Genomic DNA, 18,386 nt, shown 5'->3' with positions numbered 1-18,386 from the left:
GGGGCCGGTATCAGCCGTTGATGAAGGCGTCCAACGCGCCATTGAAGGCGCGCGGATTGCCCAGGTTCATGCCATGGGAAGAACCGGCAATCGTTACGCGCTGCGCTTCTGGCAACCAGGACGCCAGTGCGTCGAGCACCGCAGGGTAGGGCGCGGGGCTCAGTGCGCCGCCAATCAGCAAAGCGGGCATTGTCAGGCTGCCGATTTGTTGCGCAGTCAGGGTTTCAGGCTTTTCCTCGGCTTGACCGAAGAGCGTGCCGACGTTGTCGCGCACCATCTCTTTGAACCAAGGAACCATCCGTTGCCAGGTGTCGGGCCCTGTCACGGTATCCACAAACAGCGCCAGCCCTTCTTCGATCTCGCCCTGGCGAATGAGCGCCAGCGCGCGTTGGCGAAAGCCGCCACGCAAATCGTCTTCGCCGGGCAGCGGCAGGCCGGGATCGGCCAGGGTCAGGCTACGCAACGCATCAGGTCGGCGCAGCGCGGCTTCCAGCGCTACACGGCCGCCGCGGGAATGCCCCACCAGATGGGCGGCTTCGCCGGCTACCGTTTCGATGAATTCCAATACGTCGCTGGCGTGCTGTGCGATCGAGAATCCGCCGCCTTCGCCGTCCCAGGTCTCGGGCCAGTAGCGGCGCAGGCAGACGGCCAGCACGCGGAACGACTTACCCAGCGGCGCCATCTGCGACTTCCAGTAGCGGCAGTCGGACAACGACCCATGCACCAGGACCAGAGGCGCGCCGCTGCCGTATTCGGTGTAGGACATGGCATAACCGCCGATCAACGCGGTTTGCAGGGGCAGGACGGGTTCGGAACGCATGGGTGTCGGGATGGGAAAGCCAGGTCGGCATTCTAGCCCGCTGGCGCTGATAAACTCGTTTATCGACCCATTTGCGCGCGGCACGCCCGCTGGCGCTTCCTTCCACAGAGCCTGCCCCGATGTCCCCCGAATCTCTTGCCGCCTTGCCCGAATCCGCCCAACGCGTCGCCCGTCTGCTGCTGGATATCGGCCATGACAAGCCTGTAGTGGTCCTGCCGCAATCGGGCAAGACCTCGGCGGAAGCGGCTGCGGGCCTGGGGTGTCAGGTGGCTCAGATTGCCAAGTCGATTATTTTTCGGCGCGCGTCGGACAATGCGCCTGTGCTGGTGATCGCCAGCGGCGCGAATCGCGTGGATGAGGTCAAAGTGGCCGGGCAGGTAGGGGCGCTGGCCAAGGCCGACGCCAAATTCGTGCGCGACATGACGGGTTATGCGATTGGCGGCGTGTGCCCCATCGGTCATGCCGTCAAACCGGTGATGTTGCTGGACGCCGATTTGTTCAATTACGACAGTCTTTGGGCGGCTGCTGGCCATCCGCATGCCGTATTCAATCTGACACCGCAGCAACTGGCCGATATGACCGGCGCGCCTGTCGTGGACGTGGCGCAACGCGCCTGACCGTCCAGGCGCGGCCGCGTCAGCGCGGGTGCTCGTCCAGCGCGTCAACCAGCACCTGTCGAACCCCGCGTGAACACGCTTCCACGCGCGCTTGCACGCCATAGACCGTGGCCAGCGAGGCGGGCGTAATGACATCAGCAGGCGGTCCTTCCGCGTGCAGTCGGCCGCCCTGGATCATCACCGCGCGATCCGCGTGTTGCAATGCCACGTTCAGATCATGCAGAACGATGATGCTGATCAGCCCGTGTTCCCGTGTTTCCTGTTTCAGCAGCTGCATCACGTGGAACTGATAGTTCAGATCCAGCGCGGACAGCGGCTCGTCCAGCAACAGGACGCGGGGGTGGCGAATCAACGCCTGCGCCAGTCCGACAAGCTGCTTTTGGCCGCCAGACAGTGCATCCAGATAATGCAGCGCCAAATGGCCGATGCCCAACCGGTCCAGCAGGCGGTCAATCGCCGCCATATCTACGGGCGTGCTCAACGCTTCGCCCGCCTTGGCCGCCACGAGTACCGATTCAAAAACCCGTAGGTGTACCGCGGCGGGCAGGCTCTGGGGCAGGTACACCACATGACGGGCTCGTTCGCCAAACCCCAGGCGGGTCAGATCCTGGCCGTCCAGCGATGCGCTCCCGGCGCGTACACGCACCAAACCCGCCAGCGCTTTTAGCAGGGTCGATTTTCCGCTGCCGTTGGGACCCAACAGGGCCGTGACTTGGCCTGCCGCCAGTGCTGGAACGGACAAGCCATGCAAGACGTCACCGCTGCCGTAACCGGCAGTCAGCCCATGGATATCCAGCGATGCGGCAGCAGTGCGCGTCATGGCATTTGCCGGCGCAACACCACCGACACGAAAAAGGGTATGCCGACCAGTGCCGTGACGATGCCTACCGGCACCACGACGCCGGGCAATAGGTTCTTGGAGACCACGGAGGCCAGAGACAGGATCAGCGCGCCCACCAACGCGCTGCCCGGCAGGTAATAACGATGGTCTTCGCCGAACAGCCGGCGCGCGATATGCGGTGCAACCAAGCCTATGAAACCTATCGTGCCCACAAAGGCCACCGCCAGCGCCGACAGCAAGCTGACTCTTGCCAGCGCCGCCACACGTACGCGCCGCACATCCACGCCAAAGCTGGCAGCACGGTCTTCGCCCAATCGCAACGCGGTCAGTTTCCAGGATTGCCGCATGGCCAGCGGCAAGGCCAGCGCAAAGGCCAGCGCCAGCACGCCGGCTGTCGTCCAGCTGGATCGCGACAGGCTGCCCATGGTCCAGAACACCAGATTCTGCAGCGCTTCGGCGCTCGCTACGAACTGCACCAACGACACCAGCGCGTTGAATGTAAACACCATGGCAATGCCAAACAGCACAACGCCTGACGTGTTCATCCCGCTCCAGCGGGCAACGCCGTCCAGCAGCAAGGCCGCCAGCAGCGCAAACAGAAATGCATTGCCGGCGATCAGCCAGCCGCTGGGCACGCCCGGCAATCCAAATTGCAGAACAATCGCCAGAGAGGCGCCGAAAGCGGCGGCGGACGACACGCCCAGCGTGAATGGGCTGGCCAGCGGATTGTTCAAAATGGTCTGCATCTCGGCACCTGCCAAACCCAGCGCCATCCCGACCAAGGCGGCCGTCAGGGCGGATGGCAGCCGGATATCCCACACAATCACGCGGGATGTGGGGTCAGCAGAAGCGGGAGAGGTCAGCGTGTGCCAGAGCTCCCGCCACGGCAGGCCAGACGGCCCCACCGTGAAGTCGATGAGCAGTGCAAAGAAAATGGCCGCCAGCAGCAGGGCGAGTAGCCCTGCGCGGCGGCGCAGGATGTGCCGATAGGCGCTGACCGCGCTTGCGGCTTGCGGCATTACTGCAACAGTTGCAGCCGGCTCTTGGCCGTGGCGGCCGCCGGAGTCGTGGGATAGTCGCGAACAATGCGCTGCAACGTCGTCTTGGCGCCTGCGCGGTTGTTCATTTCGATCTGGCTGCCTGCGATGATCAGCAGTGCGTCCGGGGCCCGCGCATTGTCAGGCGACTTTTGGACCATGGTGGTCAATTGCTCGATCGAGCCCTTGAAGTCCTTCATGCCGTAGCGGCTGCTGCCCAGATAGAACTGTGCGCTCGGGGCGAGCTGGCTGTTGGGGTAGAGCGCAATAAAGCCAGCCAGCGATTCCGCGGCGTCTTTGTATTGGCCCTTGCGGAACAATTCCATGGCGCCGTCATAGGCTGCTTGTTCTTGAGGGTCGCCAGCGGCGGCGCCCGGCGGGTTCGCGCCGCCCGCACCGCCCGGCTTGGCGCTGGGCTGCTGGCGGGACACCAGTTCAAGCTGGTCACGCAGCTGCGCGACTTCTTGTTGCAGAGATTGAATCTGATCGGCCAATTGAAGCTTGGCGCGTTGGCTTTGCTCGTTCTGCTGCTGCACCTGCTGGCGCAAATCCAGAATGGCCTTACGGGCTTCATCATCGGAAAAAGCGTGAGCGGGCGCCGTCAGGGCCGCAAGCACCAGACCAGTGGCCACAATCAGAGGACGCAGGGACAGAACGTTATCGCGCATGAAATTTCCCGGGGTATAAAAACAAACGTCGGGACGGCCGGCTGACCGTCCCGACGCGTGGTAGGGCTCTTGACTAGACGAAAAGCTTAACGCAGATAGTTGATATCGGCGCGGCGGTTTTCGGCAAAGTCGGCTTCAGACGTACCCGTCGACTTCGGCTTTTCTTTGCCGAAGCTGATGGTTTCGATCTGGTTGTCGCTAACACCCAGCAAGGTCATCATGCGACGCACGGCGTCTGCACGACGCTGGCCCAGGGCCAGGTTGTACTCAGCACCGCCGCGTTCGTCGGTGTTGCCTTCAATCTTGACCTTCTGCTGTTGGTGCGAGGCCAGGTAACGGGCGTGGGTTTCGACCAGGCCGCGGTATTGGTCCGACACGGTGTAGCTGTCGAAATCAAAGTACACCGAGCGCTGTTGCGCCAGGATGCTTTGGGGGTTAAACGGATCAAGGATCTGGCCAGAGGCCGATCCTTGGCCAGCGCCTCCGCCCTGACCCGCTTTATCGTCGAGAGGGACGGAGCTGCAAGCTGCCAGGGTGGCGGCCAGAGCGGCGATGGTTAGGCTTTTGGCAATGCGCGACTTCATGATAGTTCCTTTGCAAAGAGAGTCACACGTGTTATCGGGTAAATGGGCCCCAAGTCGGTTCACGTATTTCCCCGTTCAGTACCGAAAGCGTCTGCCGTACACGGCCATCGCTCGAAACACCCGCAAGTACGCTACGGCCATTTTGGATAGCAGCGTAAAGGACTTGCATGCCATTCGGCGCAAAGCTCGGCGACTGATCGTCACGACCATCAGTGAGCAAAGCTTCGGAGCCTGAGGACAGGTTCAACGACGCGATTCGAAACGCACCGTCGCGTCTTGCAACGTACAGTAGCGTCGATCCATCGGGGGAAATTCGGGGTGATATGTTGTAACCACCATTAAACGTGAGGCGGCGTGCTTCGCCACCTGTCGAGCCGGTCTGATAGATTTGCGGCCCGCCGCTGCGGTCACTCGTAAAGATAATGGAAGCACCGTCTGGCGTAAAGGTCGGCTCGGTGTCAATCCCGGGAGAACGCGTAACTCGGGTCGGATTTGAGCCGTCGGACGCGCCAACGATGTAAATTTGCGACAAACCGTCACGAGTCAGCGCCACAGCAAGCTTGGAACCGTCGGGCGACCAGGCGGGTGCGCTGTTGTTGCCCTTGAAGTTTGCAACGGGCACGCGGGCGCTGGTGGCCAGGGTGTGCACGTAAACAACGGGCTTTCCGGATTCAAAGCTCACATAGGCCAGCTTGGCGCCATCGGGCGACCAGGACGGCGAAATGATCGGCTCACGCGAACGCAGCGCGACTTGCGGGTTTTGCCCGTCAGCGTCGGCAACTTGCAGTTCGTAGGTGGCGCCCTTTTTCAGCACATAAGCGATGCGGGTCGAGAACACGCCGCGAACGCCGGTGATCTTTTCGTAGATGCGGTCAGCGATCTGGTGGGCCACGCGGCGCAGTTCCTGCTCGGTGCCGGAGAATGCCACGCCGTCCAATTGACCCTTCTTGACCGTATCGGCCAGACGGTAGCGCACGTCGTAGCGGCCATCGGCGCCACGGGTGATGCTGCCATAGGCGATGAAGTCGGCACCCTTGCCGCGCCAGTCGTCGTGGGCGATGGGGGAATCGACATTCAGGCCGGAGCCGGCGGCATTGATCAGGCGGAACTGGCCCGTGCGGGTCAGGTCGGCGCGGATCACTTCAGCCAATGCGCGGCCGTGCGTGTCATCAACGGCAAAATCTGCGATAGCGACCGGGTACTGGGTAGCACCGGTGCCGGAAATATCGACGCGTAGCTGAGCTTGGGCGGGTTTCATGGCCATCAGGCAGGCCAGCGCAAGCAGCAGCAAGCCGAGCCCATAAGTTCGCCAGAGGGCGAGGGGGGGTACTCGTCGGCTATAGGCGGGAGTCATAGTCAGCAATCTCCTGTCATTCATACATTTTGTACACAACATCGATGATGGGTTCGTAGCGCCCGGTCGAAGGCTTCGGGAATGGGTTGCAACGGCGGATGCCAGTCTCGACAGCGCGGTCAAAGCCCGTGATGCCAGAAGAACTGGTCAGCGTGACGCCGTTAACCTTCCCGTCAGATCCTAACTGTACCCGGTATTCCGCAGTGGGATTTCCCGAGCCGCTACGGGCCTGAGCCGGATATGCCACACCTGGTTGCACGCAAGCGCGCACCTTGGCGCCATAGCCGTTATCGCGTCCGCCGCCCGCCTGGTTGCGGTCCGCCGTACCGCCTGGGATGCCTGCGGCACCCAGGGCGTCATTGCGGAAGGCATCCTTCAGCGCCTTGTCGGCGGCAGCCTTTTTGGCGGCAGCAGCCTTCTCAGCAGCCGCTTTTTCTGCGGCGGCCTTGTCAGCCGCGGCTTTCTCGGTAGCCGCCTTGTCAGCAGCAGCTTTATCCGCCGCAGCCTTCTCGGTGGCAGCCTTTTCGGCAGCAGCCTTCTTGGCGGCGTCGTCCTTGGCTTTCTTCTCGGCGGCGGCCTTGTCTGCAGCAGCCTTGTCGGCAGCGGCTTTCTCGGCGGCCGCCTTGTCAGCGGCCTGGCGTTCTTGCTCCAGGCGTTTCTTTTCTTTCAGTTCGGCCTGCTTGCGTTCATCTTCCAGGCGTGCCTTTTCCTTGGCCGCTTCAGCGGCCTGGCGGGCCTTTTCTTCCTGCTCACGCTTTTTCTTGGCTTCCTGAATAGCAATCTCAGGGTCCACTTCCTCGGTCTTGGGCTGAACCTGCGGTTCAGGCTCGGGCGGAGGCGGCGGTGGCGGAGGAGGGGGTTCCGGCGCCTTTTCGGGCTCCGGCTTGGGTTCGGGCTTGGGTGGCGGCTTGGGCTGCTCGGGCTGAGGCGTGGGCGGCGGTGAGACGGGCGAATTGCCGTCCGCCCAAAGCTGAACCTGGACGGGGCCAGGGGCCTCGGTGTGCCAGCTCACGCCGAAGATCAAGGCGACCAACAGCAGCAAATGCACCGCCACCGCCAGAATGAGCGAATTCCGGTTGTCGTTATTGGGCGGAGTGCCCGGGGGGCCGCTGCGGTGTCGAATAATGGGTGGCGTCATGAGCGTTGCATGCCGGCAAAGCCGGTGGAAGGCGTCGCGTTAGCGTTTTTTCGCAGGGGCGGGCTGGGATGTGCCGGCGGACTGATCCACCAGCAGGCCCAGGCGGGTGATGCCGTTGGTGCGCAGTTCATCCATTACCTTCACAACTGTCTCGTAGGGCACCTTGCCGTCGGCGGCGATAACCACCGGCGTTTCCGCGGTAATGCGTGACCGCACTTGCGCAATGAGTTCAGGGCGCGCGATGTCTTGCAGAGTGGCGCCGGGTTCCCGCATGCGCAGGGCGATCTTGCCGTCTTCCGAAATCTGGACTTCCAGCGGTTTGACTGGCACGTCCGAAGCCGCGCCGACCGAGGGCAGCTGAATCAGGCCGGGCGTGATCAGGGGCGCGGTCACCATGAAGATGACCAGCAGCACCAGCATCACGTCGATGTACGGCACCACGTTGATGTCGGCCTTCATGCGGCGGCCGGACCTGCCGCGTGAGCTTACCGATGGCATTAGCGCACCTGCCGTTGCAGAATGTTCAGGAATTCATCGACGAAGCTGTCGAAACGGATCGAGATGCGGTCGATGTCGTTCGTGAAACGGTTGTAGGCAACCACGGCCGGAATAGCAGCGAACAGGCCGATGGCGGTCGCGATCAGCGCTTCTGCAATACCGGGGGCCACCGAAGCCAGCGTGGCCTGCTGCATGTTCGACAGGCCGATAAAGGCGTGCATGATCCCCCAAACCGTACCCAACAGGCCGATATAAGGAGACACCGAACCGGCGGACGCCAGGAAGTTCAGGTGCGATTCCAGCGAATCCATTTCACGCTGGTAGGCGGCGCGCATGGCGCGGCGCGGGCCGTCCAGCAGTGCGGTGGCATCGCCCGACGCATTGCCACGGCGGGCCTTCAGGAATTCAGTCATGCCGGCATCGAAGATGCGGGCAAGTGCGCCTTGTTCGTCGCGGCGCGAAGCCACGGCCTGTTGCAGCATGGACAGATCGCCGCCCGACCAGAAGTCGTCTTCAAAACGGCGGGTTTGGGTATGGGCGCGCTTGATCGCCATGCGCTTGCCGAAAATATACGTCCAAGACATGATCGAGATGCCCAACAGCATCAGCATGATCAGCTGGACGGGCACGCTGGCGTGCGAAATCAATGAAAGCAACGACATGTCGCTGGTGGCTTGCATGGTTATTCCTGAATTGATTCCAGTTTGGCGCGGAGTTCGGTTGGCAGTTCCGTCGGCCGCATATTGACGGCATCGACGCAACAGACTTGGATGTTGCCTTCGGCAAGCAGTTCCCCATCCCGCTCCGCGCGCTGCGCGAAGTGTATCGAAGCGCGGCCCAGTTTGGTGACTTGGCTGCGTATGGTAAGCAAATCGTCCAGTCTGGCGGGTTTCCGATAGGACATGTCCAAGGAGCGGACAACAAACAGGCGTTGTTCGCTGGCTGCCAGGCCAGATTGGTTGACTCCCAGATCGCGCAGCCACTCGGTGCGCGCGCGTTCCAGGAATTTCAAGTAGTTAGCGTAGAAAACCACTCCGCCTGCATCCGTGTCTTCGTAGTAGACGCGGACTTGCAGGGTGGATTCAGAGGACTTCGGGTCGGTCACGATACGGATAGGGATGGTACGGGTCGGGACGCGGGAAGTCCGTAGCTGCTTTAGGGTTTAAAGGGTGTCGAGTTTCGTCAGCACGGCTTCAAGCGCGGACTCTACCGGAATCTTGGCCGCTTCGGTTTCCCGACGCGCTTGCAATTCCACCACACCATCGTTCAAGCCGCGTTCTCCAACTGTTACACGCAGCGGCGCACCGATCAATTCCCACTCGGCAAACATGACGCCCGGGCGTGCATCGCGGTCGTCAAGAATGACGTCCACGCCTCGTGCCAGCAGCGATTCATAGAGCTTCAAAGCGGTGTCACGCACGGTTTCACTTTTGCCCCAGCCGACCGGGCAGATCACCACTTCAAAGGGAGCAATCGCGCGCGGCCAGATAATGCCGCGGGCGTCGTGGTTCTGCTCAATGGCAGCGCCCACAATGCGAGTCACGCCTATGCCGTAGCAGCCCATTTCCAGCACGGCCGGCTTGCCGGTTTCGTCCAGGAAGGTGGCCTTCAGGGCTTCGGAGTACTTCTTGCCCAGATAGAAAACGTGTCCCACTTCGATGCCGCGTTGGATGGAGAGCGTGCCCTTGCCATCCGGAGAGGGATCACCTGCAACCACGTTGCGCAAATCGGCCACCAGCTCGGGCTCGGGCAGGTCGCGGCCCCAGTTTACTCCCTGGGTGTGGAAATCTTCCTTGTTGGCGCCGCAGACGAAATCGGCCATGTTGGCCACCGTGCGGTCAGCGATGACGTGCACGGGCTTGACGGTCTTGACCGGGCCAAGATAGCCGGGTTTGCAGCCGAAATACTCGACGATCTCGCTTTCGGAGGCAAAACGGAAGCCTGCCAGACCGGGCAGTTTGCCGGCCTTGATTTCGTTCAATTCATGGTCGCCGCGCAAGAGCAGCAGCCAGATATCGACTTTGCCCTTGTCGCCGTCGGTGGCCAGGACGATGGACTTGATCGTTTTTTCCAACGGCAGGCCCAGCAGCTTGGCCACGTCTTCGCACTTGGCGGCGCCGGGGGTGGCCACATCGGCCATGGCCTGGGTGGCTTCGCCACGGGCCGGGTACAGCGAAACGGCTTCCGCCAGTTCGATGTTGGCGGCGTAGTCGGTCTCGGCGTTGTAGACCAGCAGGTCTTCGCCCGTGTCCGCAATCACCTGGAATTCATGGCTGCGGGTGCCGCCAATCGAGCCGGTATCGGCCGAAACGGCGCGGAATTGCAGGCCCAGACGCCCGAAAATGCGCATGTAGGCGGCGAACATATTGTCGTAGCTGCGCAGCGCGCCGGCTTCGTCGCGGTCGAAGGAGTACGCGTCCTTCATCGTGAATTCGCGACCGCGCATCAGGCCAAAGCGCGGGCGGCGTTCATCCCGGAACTTGGTCTGAATGTGATAGAAATTCAGCGGCAACTGGCGATAGCTGTGAATTTCGTTGCGCGCGATGTCGGTGATGACTTCTTCGGACGTCGGCTGCAACACGAAATCGCGCTGGTGGCGGTCCTTGATGCGCAGCAGCTCGGCGCCATATTGCTCCCAGCGGCCCGATTCCTGCCAGAGCTCGGCGGGCTGAACCACTGGCATCAGCAGTTCGATGGCGCCAGAGGAGTTCATTTCCTCCCGGACGATCGCCTCGACCTTGCGGATGATCTTCAGGCCCAGAGGCATGTAGGTGTAGATGCCGCCCGCGAGTTTGCGGATCATCCCGGCCCGGGTCATCAGCTGATGGCTGGCGACTTCGGCTTCGGAAGGGGCTTCTTTGAGGGTGTTGATGTGGTAGTTGGATGCGCGCATGTTTAAAGGTGGCAGCAGATACGTATAATCGACTGTAATTGTATTGAATTCGGTGGGGGTGGCCCATGCTTGACCGCGAAGGCTACCGCCCCAATGTCGGCATCATTCTCGTCAACAGTCGAAACGAGGTCTTTTGGGGTAAGCGTATCAGGGAACATGCATGGCAGTTCCCCCAGGGCGGCATCAAGTATGGCGAAAGCCCGGTGCAGGCCATGTATCGCGAACTCCATGAAGAGGTGGGCCTAAAGCCCGAGCATGTCCGTATTTTGGGGCGTACACGAGATTGGTTACGTTATAACGTGCCCGATCACTTCGTCCGGCGTGAGTGGCGTGGCCACTATAAAGGACAAAAACAGATTTGGTTCTTGTTGCGCCTGGTAGGACGTGACAGTGATGTTTGCTTGCGAGCGACGCAGCATCCGGAATTCGACGCCTGGCGCTGGAGCCAGTATTGGGTTCCCCTGGACGCTGTTATTGAGTTCAAGCGCGACGTCTATACCCAGGCGTTGAACGAGTTGTCGGCGATCCTCTTTCGGCGTCATCACGAAACCCGCTACCTGCGCCAGCGCGTGCATGGACAGCGGGGAGCAGAGAATTTGCCCGAAGGAACGGACGGTCATGCGCATATTGTTGGTTGAAGACGAACGGGACATGGCGTCCTGGTTGATGCGCGCGCTCGCTCAGAGCGGGTTTGTGCCGGACCACGCGGCAGACGCCCGTACGGCCGAGGCATTCATGGCAGGCACGGAATATGACGCTATCGTCATGGATCTGCGCCTGCCGGATAAGCACGGGCTGGTGGTGTTGCGCGAAATGCGTAATCGCGACGACCGTACGCCAGTCTTGCTGCTGACCGCCCAGGGCGCGCTGCAAGACCGGGTGCGCGGTCTGAACTTGGGCGCGGACGATTTCCTGACCAAGCCCTTCGCGCTTGAAGAGCTGGAAGCGCGCTTGACCGCGCTGGTGCGCCGCAGCCGCGGCCGCCAGCATCCCCGCTTGCAGTGCGGCTCGTTGTCCTACGACAGCGAAAGTCGTGCGTTCACGCTGGACGGCTCGCTGCTGTTCCTGACCCCGCGCGAACATGCCGCCCTGGCGGCGCTGCTGACCCGTAGCGGGTATCCGGTGGATAAGTCGCAATTGTTCGGCAAGGTGTTCACGCATGACAGCGAAGCCAATCCCGATGCCATCGAGGTCGTGCTCCACCGTCTGCGCAAGAAACTGGCCGGCAGCGATGTGCGCATCGTCACGGTGCGTGGGCTCGGCTATATGCTCGAGAGCGTCGCCAGCGAGTCAACGGAAACCTAAGTGAGCTTGCGGATTCCCGGACTGCCGCGTGTCGGGATTCGCGCGCTGCTGATCATTTTGCTGCTGCCCGGCGTGGTGGCGCTGTTGGTCATCGATAGTCTTAACGACTATCGCACCTTGTCGGAGATCACCAACGAAGCGTATGACAGCGCGTTGGTGGAGCCCGCCCGCGTACTGGAAAGCAGCCTGGAATTCACCCCGGACGGCAATCTCCAGGTCGCTACCCCCCTGTACGCGCAGGTCATGCTGGAATCTCGCGCCGGCCTGCGCAAGTACTTCCGTATTGAACAGATCGATCCGCCCCTGCCCGAAGATGCTCCGGTCCCGACAGACCAGGGCAAGACCTTGCTGGGCATGCCGGAGATGCCGCGCCCGCCCGTCTGGCCGCGCTCTAACGGTCAGCCGATTTTCTACGATGGCGTTTATCGCAATGACCCGGTCCGGGTAGTAGCCGTGGTGCGTGATCTGTATTACCAGGGGCAGCATCGCCAGGTGCTGGTCGTGGTGGCGGAAAGCACGGGCAAACGGATCGAGGCGGAAAACAATGCACGGCGCCAGGAAATCCTGCGGGATGCGCGCATGCTGGCGCTGGTGGTGCTGTTGGTATGGTGGGGCGTGTCGTGGGCGCTCAAACCGCTGCGCCGCCTGCGCGCCGATATCCGCAACCGCCGTCCCGACGATCTGACGCCGCTGGATGCCTCACGCGTCCCGAGCGAGGTCGCGCCGCTGGTCGACGCGGTGAATCACCACATCGCCCGCTACCGTCTGGTCTTGGATGAGCAATCGCACTTTCTGGCTGATGCGTCGCATCAGCTGCGCACGCCGCTGGCCATCATGCTGACCCAAGCGCAATACGCGCTGCGCGAGCGCGATCCGGAGCGTGCGCAGGAAGGGCTGCGCGCCATTGTCGATCAGTTGGGCCGCACGCGCCGCCTGACTGAACAGCTGCTGTCTTTGGCGCACGCCAATCAGGCCAATCACTTGCCCAGGCAGTTGCTGGACATGAATGCAGTGTCGCGGGAAGTGGTGCTGCAATACCTGCCTTTGGCGCATGAAAAGCAGCAGGACCTGGGGTGGGTGCAGGCGGGTTCTGAAGAAGGCCTTGAAACTCCCGTGCCCGTTTCCGGCAATGAAGCTGAACTGCACGAAGCGTTGTCGAACCTGGTCCACAACGCCATTAACTATGCGCCCATAGGCGCGCGCATTACCGTCTCCGTTTGCCGCCTGGAAAATCGAGCCGAAGTCGCCGTATCCGACAACGGGCCGGGCCTGGAGCCCGACTTGCGCGGGCGCGCGTTTGCCCGGTTTGAACGTGTTGGCACGGACAAGCCTGTGACATCGACAGGATCGGGCCTTGGCCTGGCCATCGCACGGGCCTATGCGCGCCGTAACGATGGGGATATCGAACTGCGTGATGGCGAACCCAATGCCCAAGGCGGCGTCGGCCTGGCTTCGGTACTGTGGCTGCCCTTGGCTGCGACCCTCTCGCAATATCCGCGACCGCTCGACGTAGAGCTCAAAGGCGAGCAGTAAGACGCTCTGCTTTCACTTTTTTTACGGCTTCACTTCCATCTTGCGCCGCTTCTGCTCAGGGATAACCCCTGGATTCAGGAGCGCGACAGCGCATAGAAAGCGGATTAGCAGCTTCCTTCCGTAATCTGCGCTCCGGTCTGCTGTAAAGGGCCGGGTGCCGCTCGTTTCGAGCGCCATGTCAGGGGCCTGCACGGCCCTGCATCAGGAAGGAGGATGGAAGTGCAAAAAAATATCAACAGAAAGGACTACTACGGCGGCGCGCTGATGGTCCTGATCGGGTTGGGGGCAATCTACGGCGGCACCGACTATCACATCGGTTCGCTCAGCCACATGGGCCCCGGATTCTTTCCCGCAGCGCTGGGCGGCCTGCTCGCATTGACGGGTGTGCTGATTGCAATTTCCGCGCGCTCGGGTGACTCCACCCCGCCGGCTCCCGGCGACGGCCACGCGCACGGTCTGCCAGATTTCCGTGGCAGCGCATGCATCCTGCTGGGCACGCTGGCGTTCCTCTTGCTGGGCCACTATGGCGGCCTGTTGCCCGCCACATTTGCCATCGTCTTCATCTCGGCCTTGGGTGATCGCAAAAACACGATCAAGCAGGCCCTGCTTTTGTCGATCGGCATGTCCGCGATCGCCGTGATTGTCTTCTGGTGGGCGCTGCAATTGCAGCTGCCGCTGTTTCGTTGGGGTTGAAGCGCCATGATCTCTCAATCTTTGATGGACCTTTGGTACGGCTTCGGCGTCGCGTTCCAGTGGCACAACCTGATGTGGTCGTTCTTCGGTGTGCTGGTGGGCAACCTGATCGGCGTGCTGCCGGGCATGGGTGCGTTGTCGGCAATCTCGATCCTGTTGCCGCTGACCTACGTGATGCAGCCGGTGCCCGCCATCCTGATGCTGGCCGGTATTTTCTATGGCTCGCAATATGGCGGCGCCATCGGCGCGATCTTGCTGAACCTGCCTTCACATCCGCCGCATGCGGTCACTTGTCTTGATGGTTATCCATTAACCAAACAAGGCAAGGGAGGGACAGCGTTGGGCATCACGATGATCTGTTCCTTCTTCGCGGCGTCCGTGGGCATCATCGTCATGATCTTCGCGTCGCCCTTGCTGGTGGAAGTGGCGTTCAAGTTCGGTCCGACGGAAATCTTCTCGATCATGCTGCTGGGCCTCTTGGCAGGCGCCACGATGTCGCGCGGATCGCCGCTCAAAGGCGTGGCCATGACCTTGTTCGGGCTGATGTGCGGCGTGGTCGGCACCGACGTGAACACCGGCACCATCCGATTTTCGTTCGGCTTGCTGGATCTTTCCGATGGTCTGGAACTGGTGGCGATCTCGATGGGTTTGTTCGGCGTGGCCGACTTCCTGATGAGCGTGAACCGCATGACCATCATCGGCAGCGGCGCGAAGCTGCGCTTGCGCGATATGCGGCCCAGCAAGCAAGAGCTGAAAACGGCTTTTTGGCCGATGGTGCGCGGCACGGCGGTCGGCACGCTGTTTGGCGCGATGCCCGGCACGGGTCCCACCATCACGACTTTTGTGGCGTATGCGCTGGAGCGCAAGATTTCCAAGACGCCAGAGAAGTTCGGCACCGGCATGATCGCCGGGGTGGCGTCGCCGGAAGCGTCGTCGCACTCCAAGACACAGGTCGATTTCATCCCGACGATGAGCCTGGGCATTCCTGGCGACGCCGTGATGGCGCTGATTCTGGGCGCGCTGCTGATCCAGGGCATCCAGCCCGGCCCGCAATTGATCACGGAGCATCCGGACATCTTCTGGGGCCTTATTGCCAGCTTCTGGGTGGGCAACGTGCTGTTGATGGTGCTGAACGTGCCGCTGATCGGCGTGTGGGTCAAGCTGTTGCAAGTGCCTTATCGCTATTTGTTCCCGTCCGCGTTGTTCTTTATCGCAGTGGGTGTGTTCAGCACGCAAAACAGCTTGTTCCAGATTTGGGAAGTGCTGGCTTTTGGCGTGATCGGTGCAATTCTGATGACGCTGGAGTTCTCGGTGGCGCCCATCCTGCTTGGCTTCGTGCTGGGTCCAATGGTGGAAGAAAACTTCCGCCGCGCATTATTGCTGTCGCGTGGTGATCTGGCGGTGTTCGTCCAACGTCCGATCAGCGCCTGGTTCATTGGCGCAAGCGCACTGCTGATCGGGCTGCAAGTGTGGGCGTTCCTGCGCCGCGGCAAAGGCAAGGGCAAGAACAAGCCGGAAGTCCCGCAAACGGTCTAAGCGGTTCCTGCTCAGATAGATCAATGGCCCGGCTTCATGCCGGGCCGTTTGATTTGTAGGGCGGCATCCCTCATGCTTGAGGTTTCCAACGCCTTGCAACGATCGCGCCATGCACATCCTCTTTGCTTGTCCCCATCACGATCCCGACGTCTGGGTGCCGCGTTTAGAAGCCGCCATGCCCGGCTGCCGCATTTCCGTGTGGAATCCCGACGGTCCGCCTTCGGGCGCGGAAGTGGCTCTGGTCTGGCGTCCGCCGGTAGAACTCTTCAAGCACGAAACCCAACTGGCAACGCTGTTCAATCTGGGTGCAGGCGTGGATGCTTTGTTGAAGATGCCGGAGATCCCCGCGCACGTGCGCATCGTGCGCCTGGAAGACGCGGGCATGTCGGTACAGATGGCGGAGTACGCCTTGTACGCGCTATTGCGCGTGTCGCGCGATTTTGAAGCGTTCGACGAGGCGCAGTCGCGTCAGCATTGGGACACCCGCGAAGGCACGCGGCAGGCTGACTGGCCGGTCGGTGTGCTGGGTCTGGGGCAGGTGGGTGCGCGCGTGGCGCAGACCTTGGCTGATTTTGGCTATCCCGTCGCCGGCTGGTCGCGCTCGCCGCGAGACATTCCTGGTGTGGAGTCCTTCGCTGGCGAAGCCGCTTTGCCGGCCTTTCTGGCGCGCACGCGTTTCCTGGTGAATGTGTTGCCGCTCACACCCGACACGCACGGAATTCTTAACCGCGAAACGCTGTCGCAGCTGTTGCCTGAAGCGCATCTGGTCAATGTGGGGCGCGGCGAGCATCTGGTCGAAGATGATCTGGTGCAGATGCTTGAAGAGGGCGAAATTGCTGGCGCAACGCTGGACGTCTTCCACACCGAACCGCTGCCCAAGGACCACCCGTTCTGGCGCGACCCACGCGTGCACGTCACGCCGCATATCGCCGCGCGCACGCTGCGCGACGAGAGCATTGAGCAGATCGCCGCCAAGGTCGCCCAGTTGATGCGCGGCGAAGCCATTACTGGCGTGGTGGAACGTACCCGCGGCTATTGAGCCGCTGGCACAGCGGATTTTTCTAGCCGCTGATACATGGCCGGCAATCGCTGCGACAGGAAATCCAGCAATGTTCGAACGGCGGGCATCATGCCCCGCCGCGACGGATAGATGCAGTGGACAATGCCTTCCGGCGATTGCCATTGCGGCAGCACCGGCACCAGTTGGCCTCGCCGCAGTTCATCCTGCGTGGCAATAGAGGGCAGCAGGGCAATGCCGCGCCCGCGCACGGCGGCTTCGGTCAGCACGATGAAGTCATTGCAGGACAGTTGTGGTTTCAGGTCGATCTGTACCTCTTCGCCCTTGTCATTACGCAAGGGCCAACGCACTTCGTTCTGCGGATCGCTAAAGCTCAACGTCGTATGAGACGCCAGATCCTGCGGTGTGTCGGGCGTGCCGTGCCGTTGCAGATAACCGGGGCTGGCTACCAGCGTGCCGCGCGCCGTGCCCAAATGGCGCACCACCAGTTCGGCATCCGTGTCCAGCTTGGTGCGTACGCGCAATGCCAGATCCACGCCTTCGCGTATCAAGTCCACCCGGCGATTGGTCACCAGCAACTGCACGGATATGGCTGGCCACGCATCCAGAAATTCAGGCAGCAGCGGCGCCAGCACATCCTGCGCGATGGAGACCGGGCAACTCACAATCACTGGGCCGGAGGGTTCGGACTGCAATTGCCGCATGGCGTCATCTGCGGCACGGGCCGAGGCGGCCATTTCCCGGCAGTAGTGCAGGTAGCGTTCGCCCGCCGTGGTGAGCCGCAACCGTCGTGTCGTGCGTTGCAGCAGCCTGACGCCTAGGCTCTCTTCCAGGTGTGAGATCCGTCGCGACAGACGCGATTTCGGTATGTCCAGCGCCCTTGCCGCAGCACTGAAGCCGCCTTGCTCGACCACCTGAGAGAAATAGTAGAGGTCATTGAGATCTTGCATGATTGTTCTGTATTTGGAACGAACAGTTCATCATAGCCTAGTTTATGCGAACAATTAACCCGTCTACATTGCATCCATGCACTCGGGATCTGTCCACGCCAACCCGGCGGCAAGCGCCTACTGGCAACCCTTTCGGGGCCGGATGTGGCGCTGACAGATTCCGGCCGCCCGCGTACCGCGGGCCATCAATGGAGAATTTGCAATGAAGACCCTGGTTATCCTTTCCTCTATTCTCGGCGACCGTTCCAATAGCAAGCAATTGGCCGATCACCTGATTGCGCGTGTGAAAAAAGCGAATCCCGCTGCGGCCGTGAAGGTCCGCGACATCGGCGCACAGCCCATTCCTTACTTCGACGGCAATACCGCCGGCGCCTTGTTTACCCCGGCGGACGCCCGCAGCGTCGAACAGCAACGCATCGTTGAACTTAGCGACACGCTGGTCGCCGAACTGATGGAAGCCGATCGCATTGTGTTCGCAGTCCCGGTCTACAACTTCAACCTGCCGGCGCAGTTCAAGAGCTATCTGGACCATCTGGCCCGCGCTGGCGTCACGTTCCGTTATACGCCCGAAGGTGTGGCCGAGGGGCTCGTTAAGGGTAAGCAGGTGGTGGTGCTCACGGCGCGTGGCGGCAAGGCCGAAGGTACGCCTTCAGACACGATGACGCCGTACCTGCGCCAAATGCTCGGCTTCCTGGGTATGTCGGACGTTACCTTCATCGCGGCCGAAGGCATGGCGATGGGGGAGGTGGCTGCGCTGGAAGGCGTGGCGCTGGCCAAGCAACGTATCGACGCGCTGGTGCCGCACTCGTTGCAAACCGGTTTGGCAGCGTAAACGCAAGAGCAGGGCAGCAAAAAGGCGAGCCGGAAGGCTCGCCTTTTGCATTACCGCGTTTGTTACCGC

Annotated in this window: 20 protein-coding genes; 8 read left to right on the top strand and 12 right to left on the bottom strand. The window is 61.7% G+C overall.

Translation table 11 applies throughout. The features are described 5' to 3' along the window. Positions 1 to 10: 10 nt before the first annotated feature. Positions 11 to 820: an alpha/beta fold hydrolase gene (locus RAS12_RS18355; RefSeq protein ID WP_306937855.1), complete on the bottom strand. Its 810-nt coding sequence runs from the start codon at positions 818 to 820 to the stop codon at positions 11 to 13. Between the two features lie 119 nt (positions 821 to 939). On the opposite strand from RAS12_RS18355, the gene RAS12_RS18350 reads away from it, so the two are divergent. Further along, a complete protein-coding gene (locus tag RAS12_RS18350; RefSeq protein ID WP_306937853.1) occupies positions 940 to 1,437 on the top strand; it encodes a YbaK/EbsC family protein in 498 nt (165 codons plus the stop codon). A gap of 19 nt (positions 1,438 to 1,456) precedes the next feature. Here RAS12_RS18350 and RAS12_RS18345 read toward each other — a convergent pair whose 3' ends face one another. From RAS12_RS18345 to RAS12_RS18300, 10 genes are all read right to left on the bottom strand, one after another. Then, complete coding sequence (locus RAS12_RS18345) at positions 1,457 to 2,257, bottom strand: ABC transporter ATP-binding protein (protein ID WP_306937852.1); 801 nt, start codon at positions 2,255 to 2,257, stop codon at positions 1,457 to 1,459. Then, positions 2,254 to 3,297: a FecCD family ABC transporter permease gene (locus tag RAS12_RS18340; protein ID WP_306937851.1), complete on the bottom strand. Its 1,044-nt coding sequence runs from the start codon at positions 3,295 to 3,297 to the stop codon at positions 2,254 to 2,256. Before RAS12_RS18340 ends, RAS12_RS18345 begins: the two co-directional genes overlap by 4 nt. After that, complete coding sequence (gene ybgF, locus RAS12_RS18335) at positions 3,297 to 3,983, bottom strand: tol-pal system protein YbgF (protein WP_306937849.1); 687 nt, start codon at positions 3,981 to 3,983, stop codon at positions 3,297 to 3,299. Before ybgF ends, RAS12_RS18340 begins: the two co-directional genes overlap by 1 nt. Before the next feature lie 86 nt (positions 3,984 to 4,069). After that, positions 4,070 to 4,567 (bottom strand): peptidoglycan-associated lipoprotein Pal, encoded by a 498-nt coding sequence (gene pal, locus RAS12_RS18330; RefSeq protein WP_306937848.1) that lies wholly within the window; start codon positions 4,565 to 4,567, stop codon positions 4,070 to 4,072. A 31-nt stretch (positions 4,568 to 4,598) separates the two neighbouring features. Further along, positions 4,599 to 5,921 carry a Tol-Pal system beta propeller repeat protein TolB gene (gene tolB, locus RAS12_RS18325; RefSeq protein WP_306951507.1) on the bottom strand — a complete coding sequence of 441 codons (1,323 nt, stop codon included), beginning with the start codon at positions 5,919 to 5,921 and terminating at the stop codon, positions 4,599 to 4,601. A 16-nt stretch (positions 5,922 to 5,937) separates the two neighbouring features. Then, entirely contained in the window at positions 5,938 to 7,059 is a 1,122-nt protein-coding gene (tolA, locus tag RAS12_RS18320) for a cell envelope integrity protein TolA (RefSeq protein WP_306937847.1), read from the bottom strand. A 39-nt stretch (positions 7,060 to 7,098) separates the two neighbouring features. After that, positions 7,099 to 7,557 (bottom strand): ExbD/TolR family protein, encoded by a 459-nt coding sequence (locus RAS12_RS18315; RefSeq protein WP_306937846.1) that lies wholly within the window; start codon positions 7,555 to 7,557, stop codon positions 7,099 to 7,101. Then, the gene (gene tolQ, locus RAS12_RS18310; RefSeq protein ID WP_306937845.1) at positions 7,557 to 8,237 is read right to left on the bottom strand and encodes a protein TolQ; all 681 of its coding nucleotides are present in this window, start codon (positions 8,235 to 8,237) and stop codon (positions 7,557 to 7,559) included. The genes RAS12_RS18315 and tolQ overlap by 1 nt, the downstream gene beginning before the upstream one ends. A gap of 2 nt (positions 8,238 to 8,239) precedes the next feature. After that, positions 8,240 to 8,662 (bottom strand): tol-pal system-associated acyl-CoA thioesterase, encoded by a 423-nt coding sequence (gene ybgC / locus RAS12_RS18305; protein WP_306937843.1) that lies wholly within the window; start codon positions 8,660 to 8,662, stop codon positions 8,240 to 8,242. Between the two features lie 57 nt (positions 8,663 to 8,719). After that, positions 8,720 to 10,450 carry a proline--tRNA ligase gene (locus RAS12_RS18300; RefSeq protein ID WP_306937841.1) on the bottom strand — a complete coding sequence of 577 codons (1,731 nt, stop codon included), beginning with the start codon at positions 10,448 to 10,450 and terminating at the stop codon, positions 8,720 to 8,722. 65 nt (positions 10,451 to 10,515) lie between these two features. Here RAS12_RS18300 and RAS12_RS18295 point away from each other — a divergent pair, with 65 nt between their 5' ends. The 6 genes from RAS12_RS18295 (at position 10,516) to RAS12_RS18270 (ending at position 16,556) form a co-directional block, all read left to right on the top strand. Beyond that, entirely contained in the window at positions 10,516 to 11,088 is a 573-nt protein-coding gene (locus RAS12_RS18295; protein ID WP_169274081.1) for an RNA pyrophosphohydrolase, read from the top strand. Then, the gene (locus tag RAS12_RS18290) at positions 11,069 to 11,755 is read left to right on the top strand and encodes a response regulator (RefSeq protein WP_046807613.1); all 687 of its coding nucleotides are present in this window, start codon (positions 11,069 to 11,071) and stop codon (positions 11,753 to 11,755) included. Before RAS12_RS18295 ends, RAS12_RS18290 begins: the two co-directional genes overlap by 20 nt. Then, positions 11,756 to 13,288 (top strand): sensor histidine kinase, encoded by a 1,533-nt coding sequence (locus tag RAS12_RS18285; protein ID WP_306937836.1) that lies wholly within the window; start codon positions 11,756 to 11,758, stop codon positions 13,286 to 13,288. It abuts the gene before it with no gap. Between the two features lie 213 nt (positions 13,289 to 13,501). Continuing rightward, positions 13,502 to 13,981, top strand: coding sequence for a tripartite tricarboxylate transporter TctB family protein (locus RAS12_RS18280; RefSeq protein WP_306937834.1), 480 nt, complete (start codon positions 13,502 to 13,504; stop codon positions 13,979 to 13,981). 6 nt (positions 13,982 to 13,987) lie between these two features. Further along, positions 13,988 to 15,517 (top strand): tripartite tricarboxylate transporter permease, encoded by a 1,530-nt coding sequence (locus RAS12_RS18275; protein ID WP_306937832.1) that lies wholly within the window; start codon positions 13,988 to 13,990, stop codon positions 15,515 to 15,517. Between the two features lie 109 nt (positions 15,518 to 15,626). Further along, positions 15,627 to 16,556 (top strand): 2-hydroxyacid dehydrogenase, encoded by a 930-nt coding sequence (locus tag RAS12_RS18270; protein WP_306937829.1) that lies wholly within the window; start codon positions 15,627 to 15,629, stop codon positions 16,554 to 16,556. On the opposite strand, the gene RAS12_RS18265 is transcribed toward RAS12_RS18270, so the two are convergent. Continuing rightward, the gene (locus RAS12_RS18265) at positions 16,550 to 17,485 is read right to left on the bottom strand and encodes a LysR family transcriptional regulator (protein WP_306937828.1); all 936 of its coding nucleotides are present in this window, start codon (positions 17,483 to 17,485) and stop codon (positions 16,550 to 16,552) included. The two genes, RAS12_RS18270 and RAS12_RS18265, sit on opposite strands and share 7 nt — an antisense overlap. Positions 17,486 to 17,687: 202 nt before the next feature. Here RAS12_RS18265 and RAS12_RS18260 point away from each other — a divergent pair, with 202 nt between their 5' ends. Then, complete coding sequence (locus tag RAS12_RS18260) at positions 17,688 to 18,317, top strand: FMN-dependent NADH-azoreductase (protein WP_306937826.1); 630 nt, start codon at positions 17,688 to 17,690, stop codon at positions 18,315 to 18,317. Positions 18,318 to 18,386 lie beyond the last annotated feature (69 nt).

The organism is Achromobacter seleniivolatilans (assembly GCF_030864005.1).
Classification (GTDB): Bacteria; Pseudomonadota; Gammaproteobacteria; order Burkholderiales; family Burkholderiaceae_B; genus Achromobacter; species Achromobacter seleniivolatilans.
This window is presented reverse-complemented; position numbering and strand designations above follow the sequence as displayed.

Bases quoted from the DNA above. Each gene is read 5' to 3' on its own strand.
- tolB (WP_306951507.1), bottom strand. From the start codon at position 5,921: ATGACTCCCGCCTATAGCCGACGAGTACCCCCCCTCGCCCTCTGGCGA.
- RAS12_RS18350 (WP_306937853.1), top strand. From the start codon at position 940: ATGTCCCCCGAATCTCTTGCCGCCTTGCCCGAATCCGCCCAACGCGTC.
- RAS12_RS18270 (WP_306937829.1), top strand. From the start codon at position 15,627: ATGCACATCCTCTTTGCTTGTCCCCATCACGATCCCGACGTCTGGGTG.
- RAS12_RS18340 (WP_306937851.1), bottom strand. From the start codon at position 3,297: ATGCCGCAAGCCGCAAGCGCGGTCAGCGCCTATCGGCACATCCTGCGC.
- RAS12_RS18300 (WP_306937841.1), bottom strand. From the start codon at position 10,450: ATGCGCGCATCCAACTACCACATCAACACCCTCAAAGAAGCCCCTTCC.
- tolA (WP_306937847.1), bottom strand. From the start codon at position 7,059: ATGACGCCACCCATTATTCGACACCGCAGCGGCCCCCCGGGCACTCCG.
- RAS12_RS18345 (WP_306937852.1), bottom strand. From the start codon at position 2,257: ATGACGCGCACTGCTGCCGCATCGCTGGATATCCATGGGCTGACTGCC.
- RAS12_RS18315 (WP_306937846.1), bottom strand. From the start codon at position 7,557: ATGCCATCGGTAAGCTCACGCGGCAGGTCCGGCCGCCGCATGAAGGCC.
- RAS12_RS18280 (WP_306937834.1), top strand. From the start codon at position 13,502: ATGGAAGTGCAAAAAAATATCAACAGAAAGGACTACTACGGCGGCGCG.
- tolQ (WP_306937845.1), bottom strand. From the start codon at position 8,237: ATGCAAGCCACCAGCGACATGTCGTTGCTTTCATTGATTTCGCACGCC.
- RAS12_RS18260 (WP_306937826.1), top strand. From the start codon at position 17,688: ATGAAGACCCTGGTTATCCTTTCCTCTATTCTCGGCGACCGTTCCAAT.
- RAS12_RS18265 (WP_306937828.1), bottom strand. From the start codon at position 17,485: ATGCAAGATCTCAATGACCTCTACTATTTCTCTCAGGTGGTCGAGCAA.
- ybgF (WP_306937849.1), bottom strand. From the start codon at position 3,983: ATGCGCGATAACGTTCTGTCCCTGCGTCCTCTGATTGTGGCCACTGGT.
- RAS12_RS18295 (WP_169274081.1), top strand. From the start codon at position 10,516: ATGCTTGACCGCGAAGGCTACCGCCCCAATGTCGGCATCATTCTCGTC.
- pal (WP_306937848.1), bottom strand. From the start codon at position 4,567: ATGAAGTCGCGCATTGCCAAAAGCCTAACCATCGCCGCTCTGGCCGCC.
- RAS12_RS18275 (WP_306937832.1), top strand. From the start codon at position 13,988: ATGATCTCTCAATCTTTGATGGACCTTTGGTACGGCTTCGGCGTCGCG.
- RAS12_RS18290 (WP_046807613.1), top strand. From the start codon at position 11,069: ATGCGCATATTGTTGGTTGAAGACGAACGGGACATGGCGTCCTGGTTG.
- RAS12_RS18355 (WP_306937855.1), bottom strand. From the start codon at position 820: ATGCGTTCCGAACCCGTCCTGCCCCTGCAAACCGCGTTGATCGGCGGT.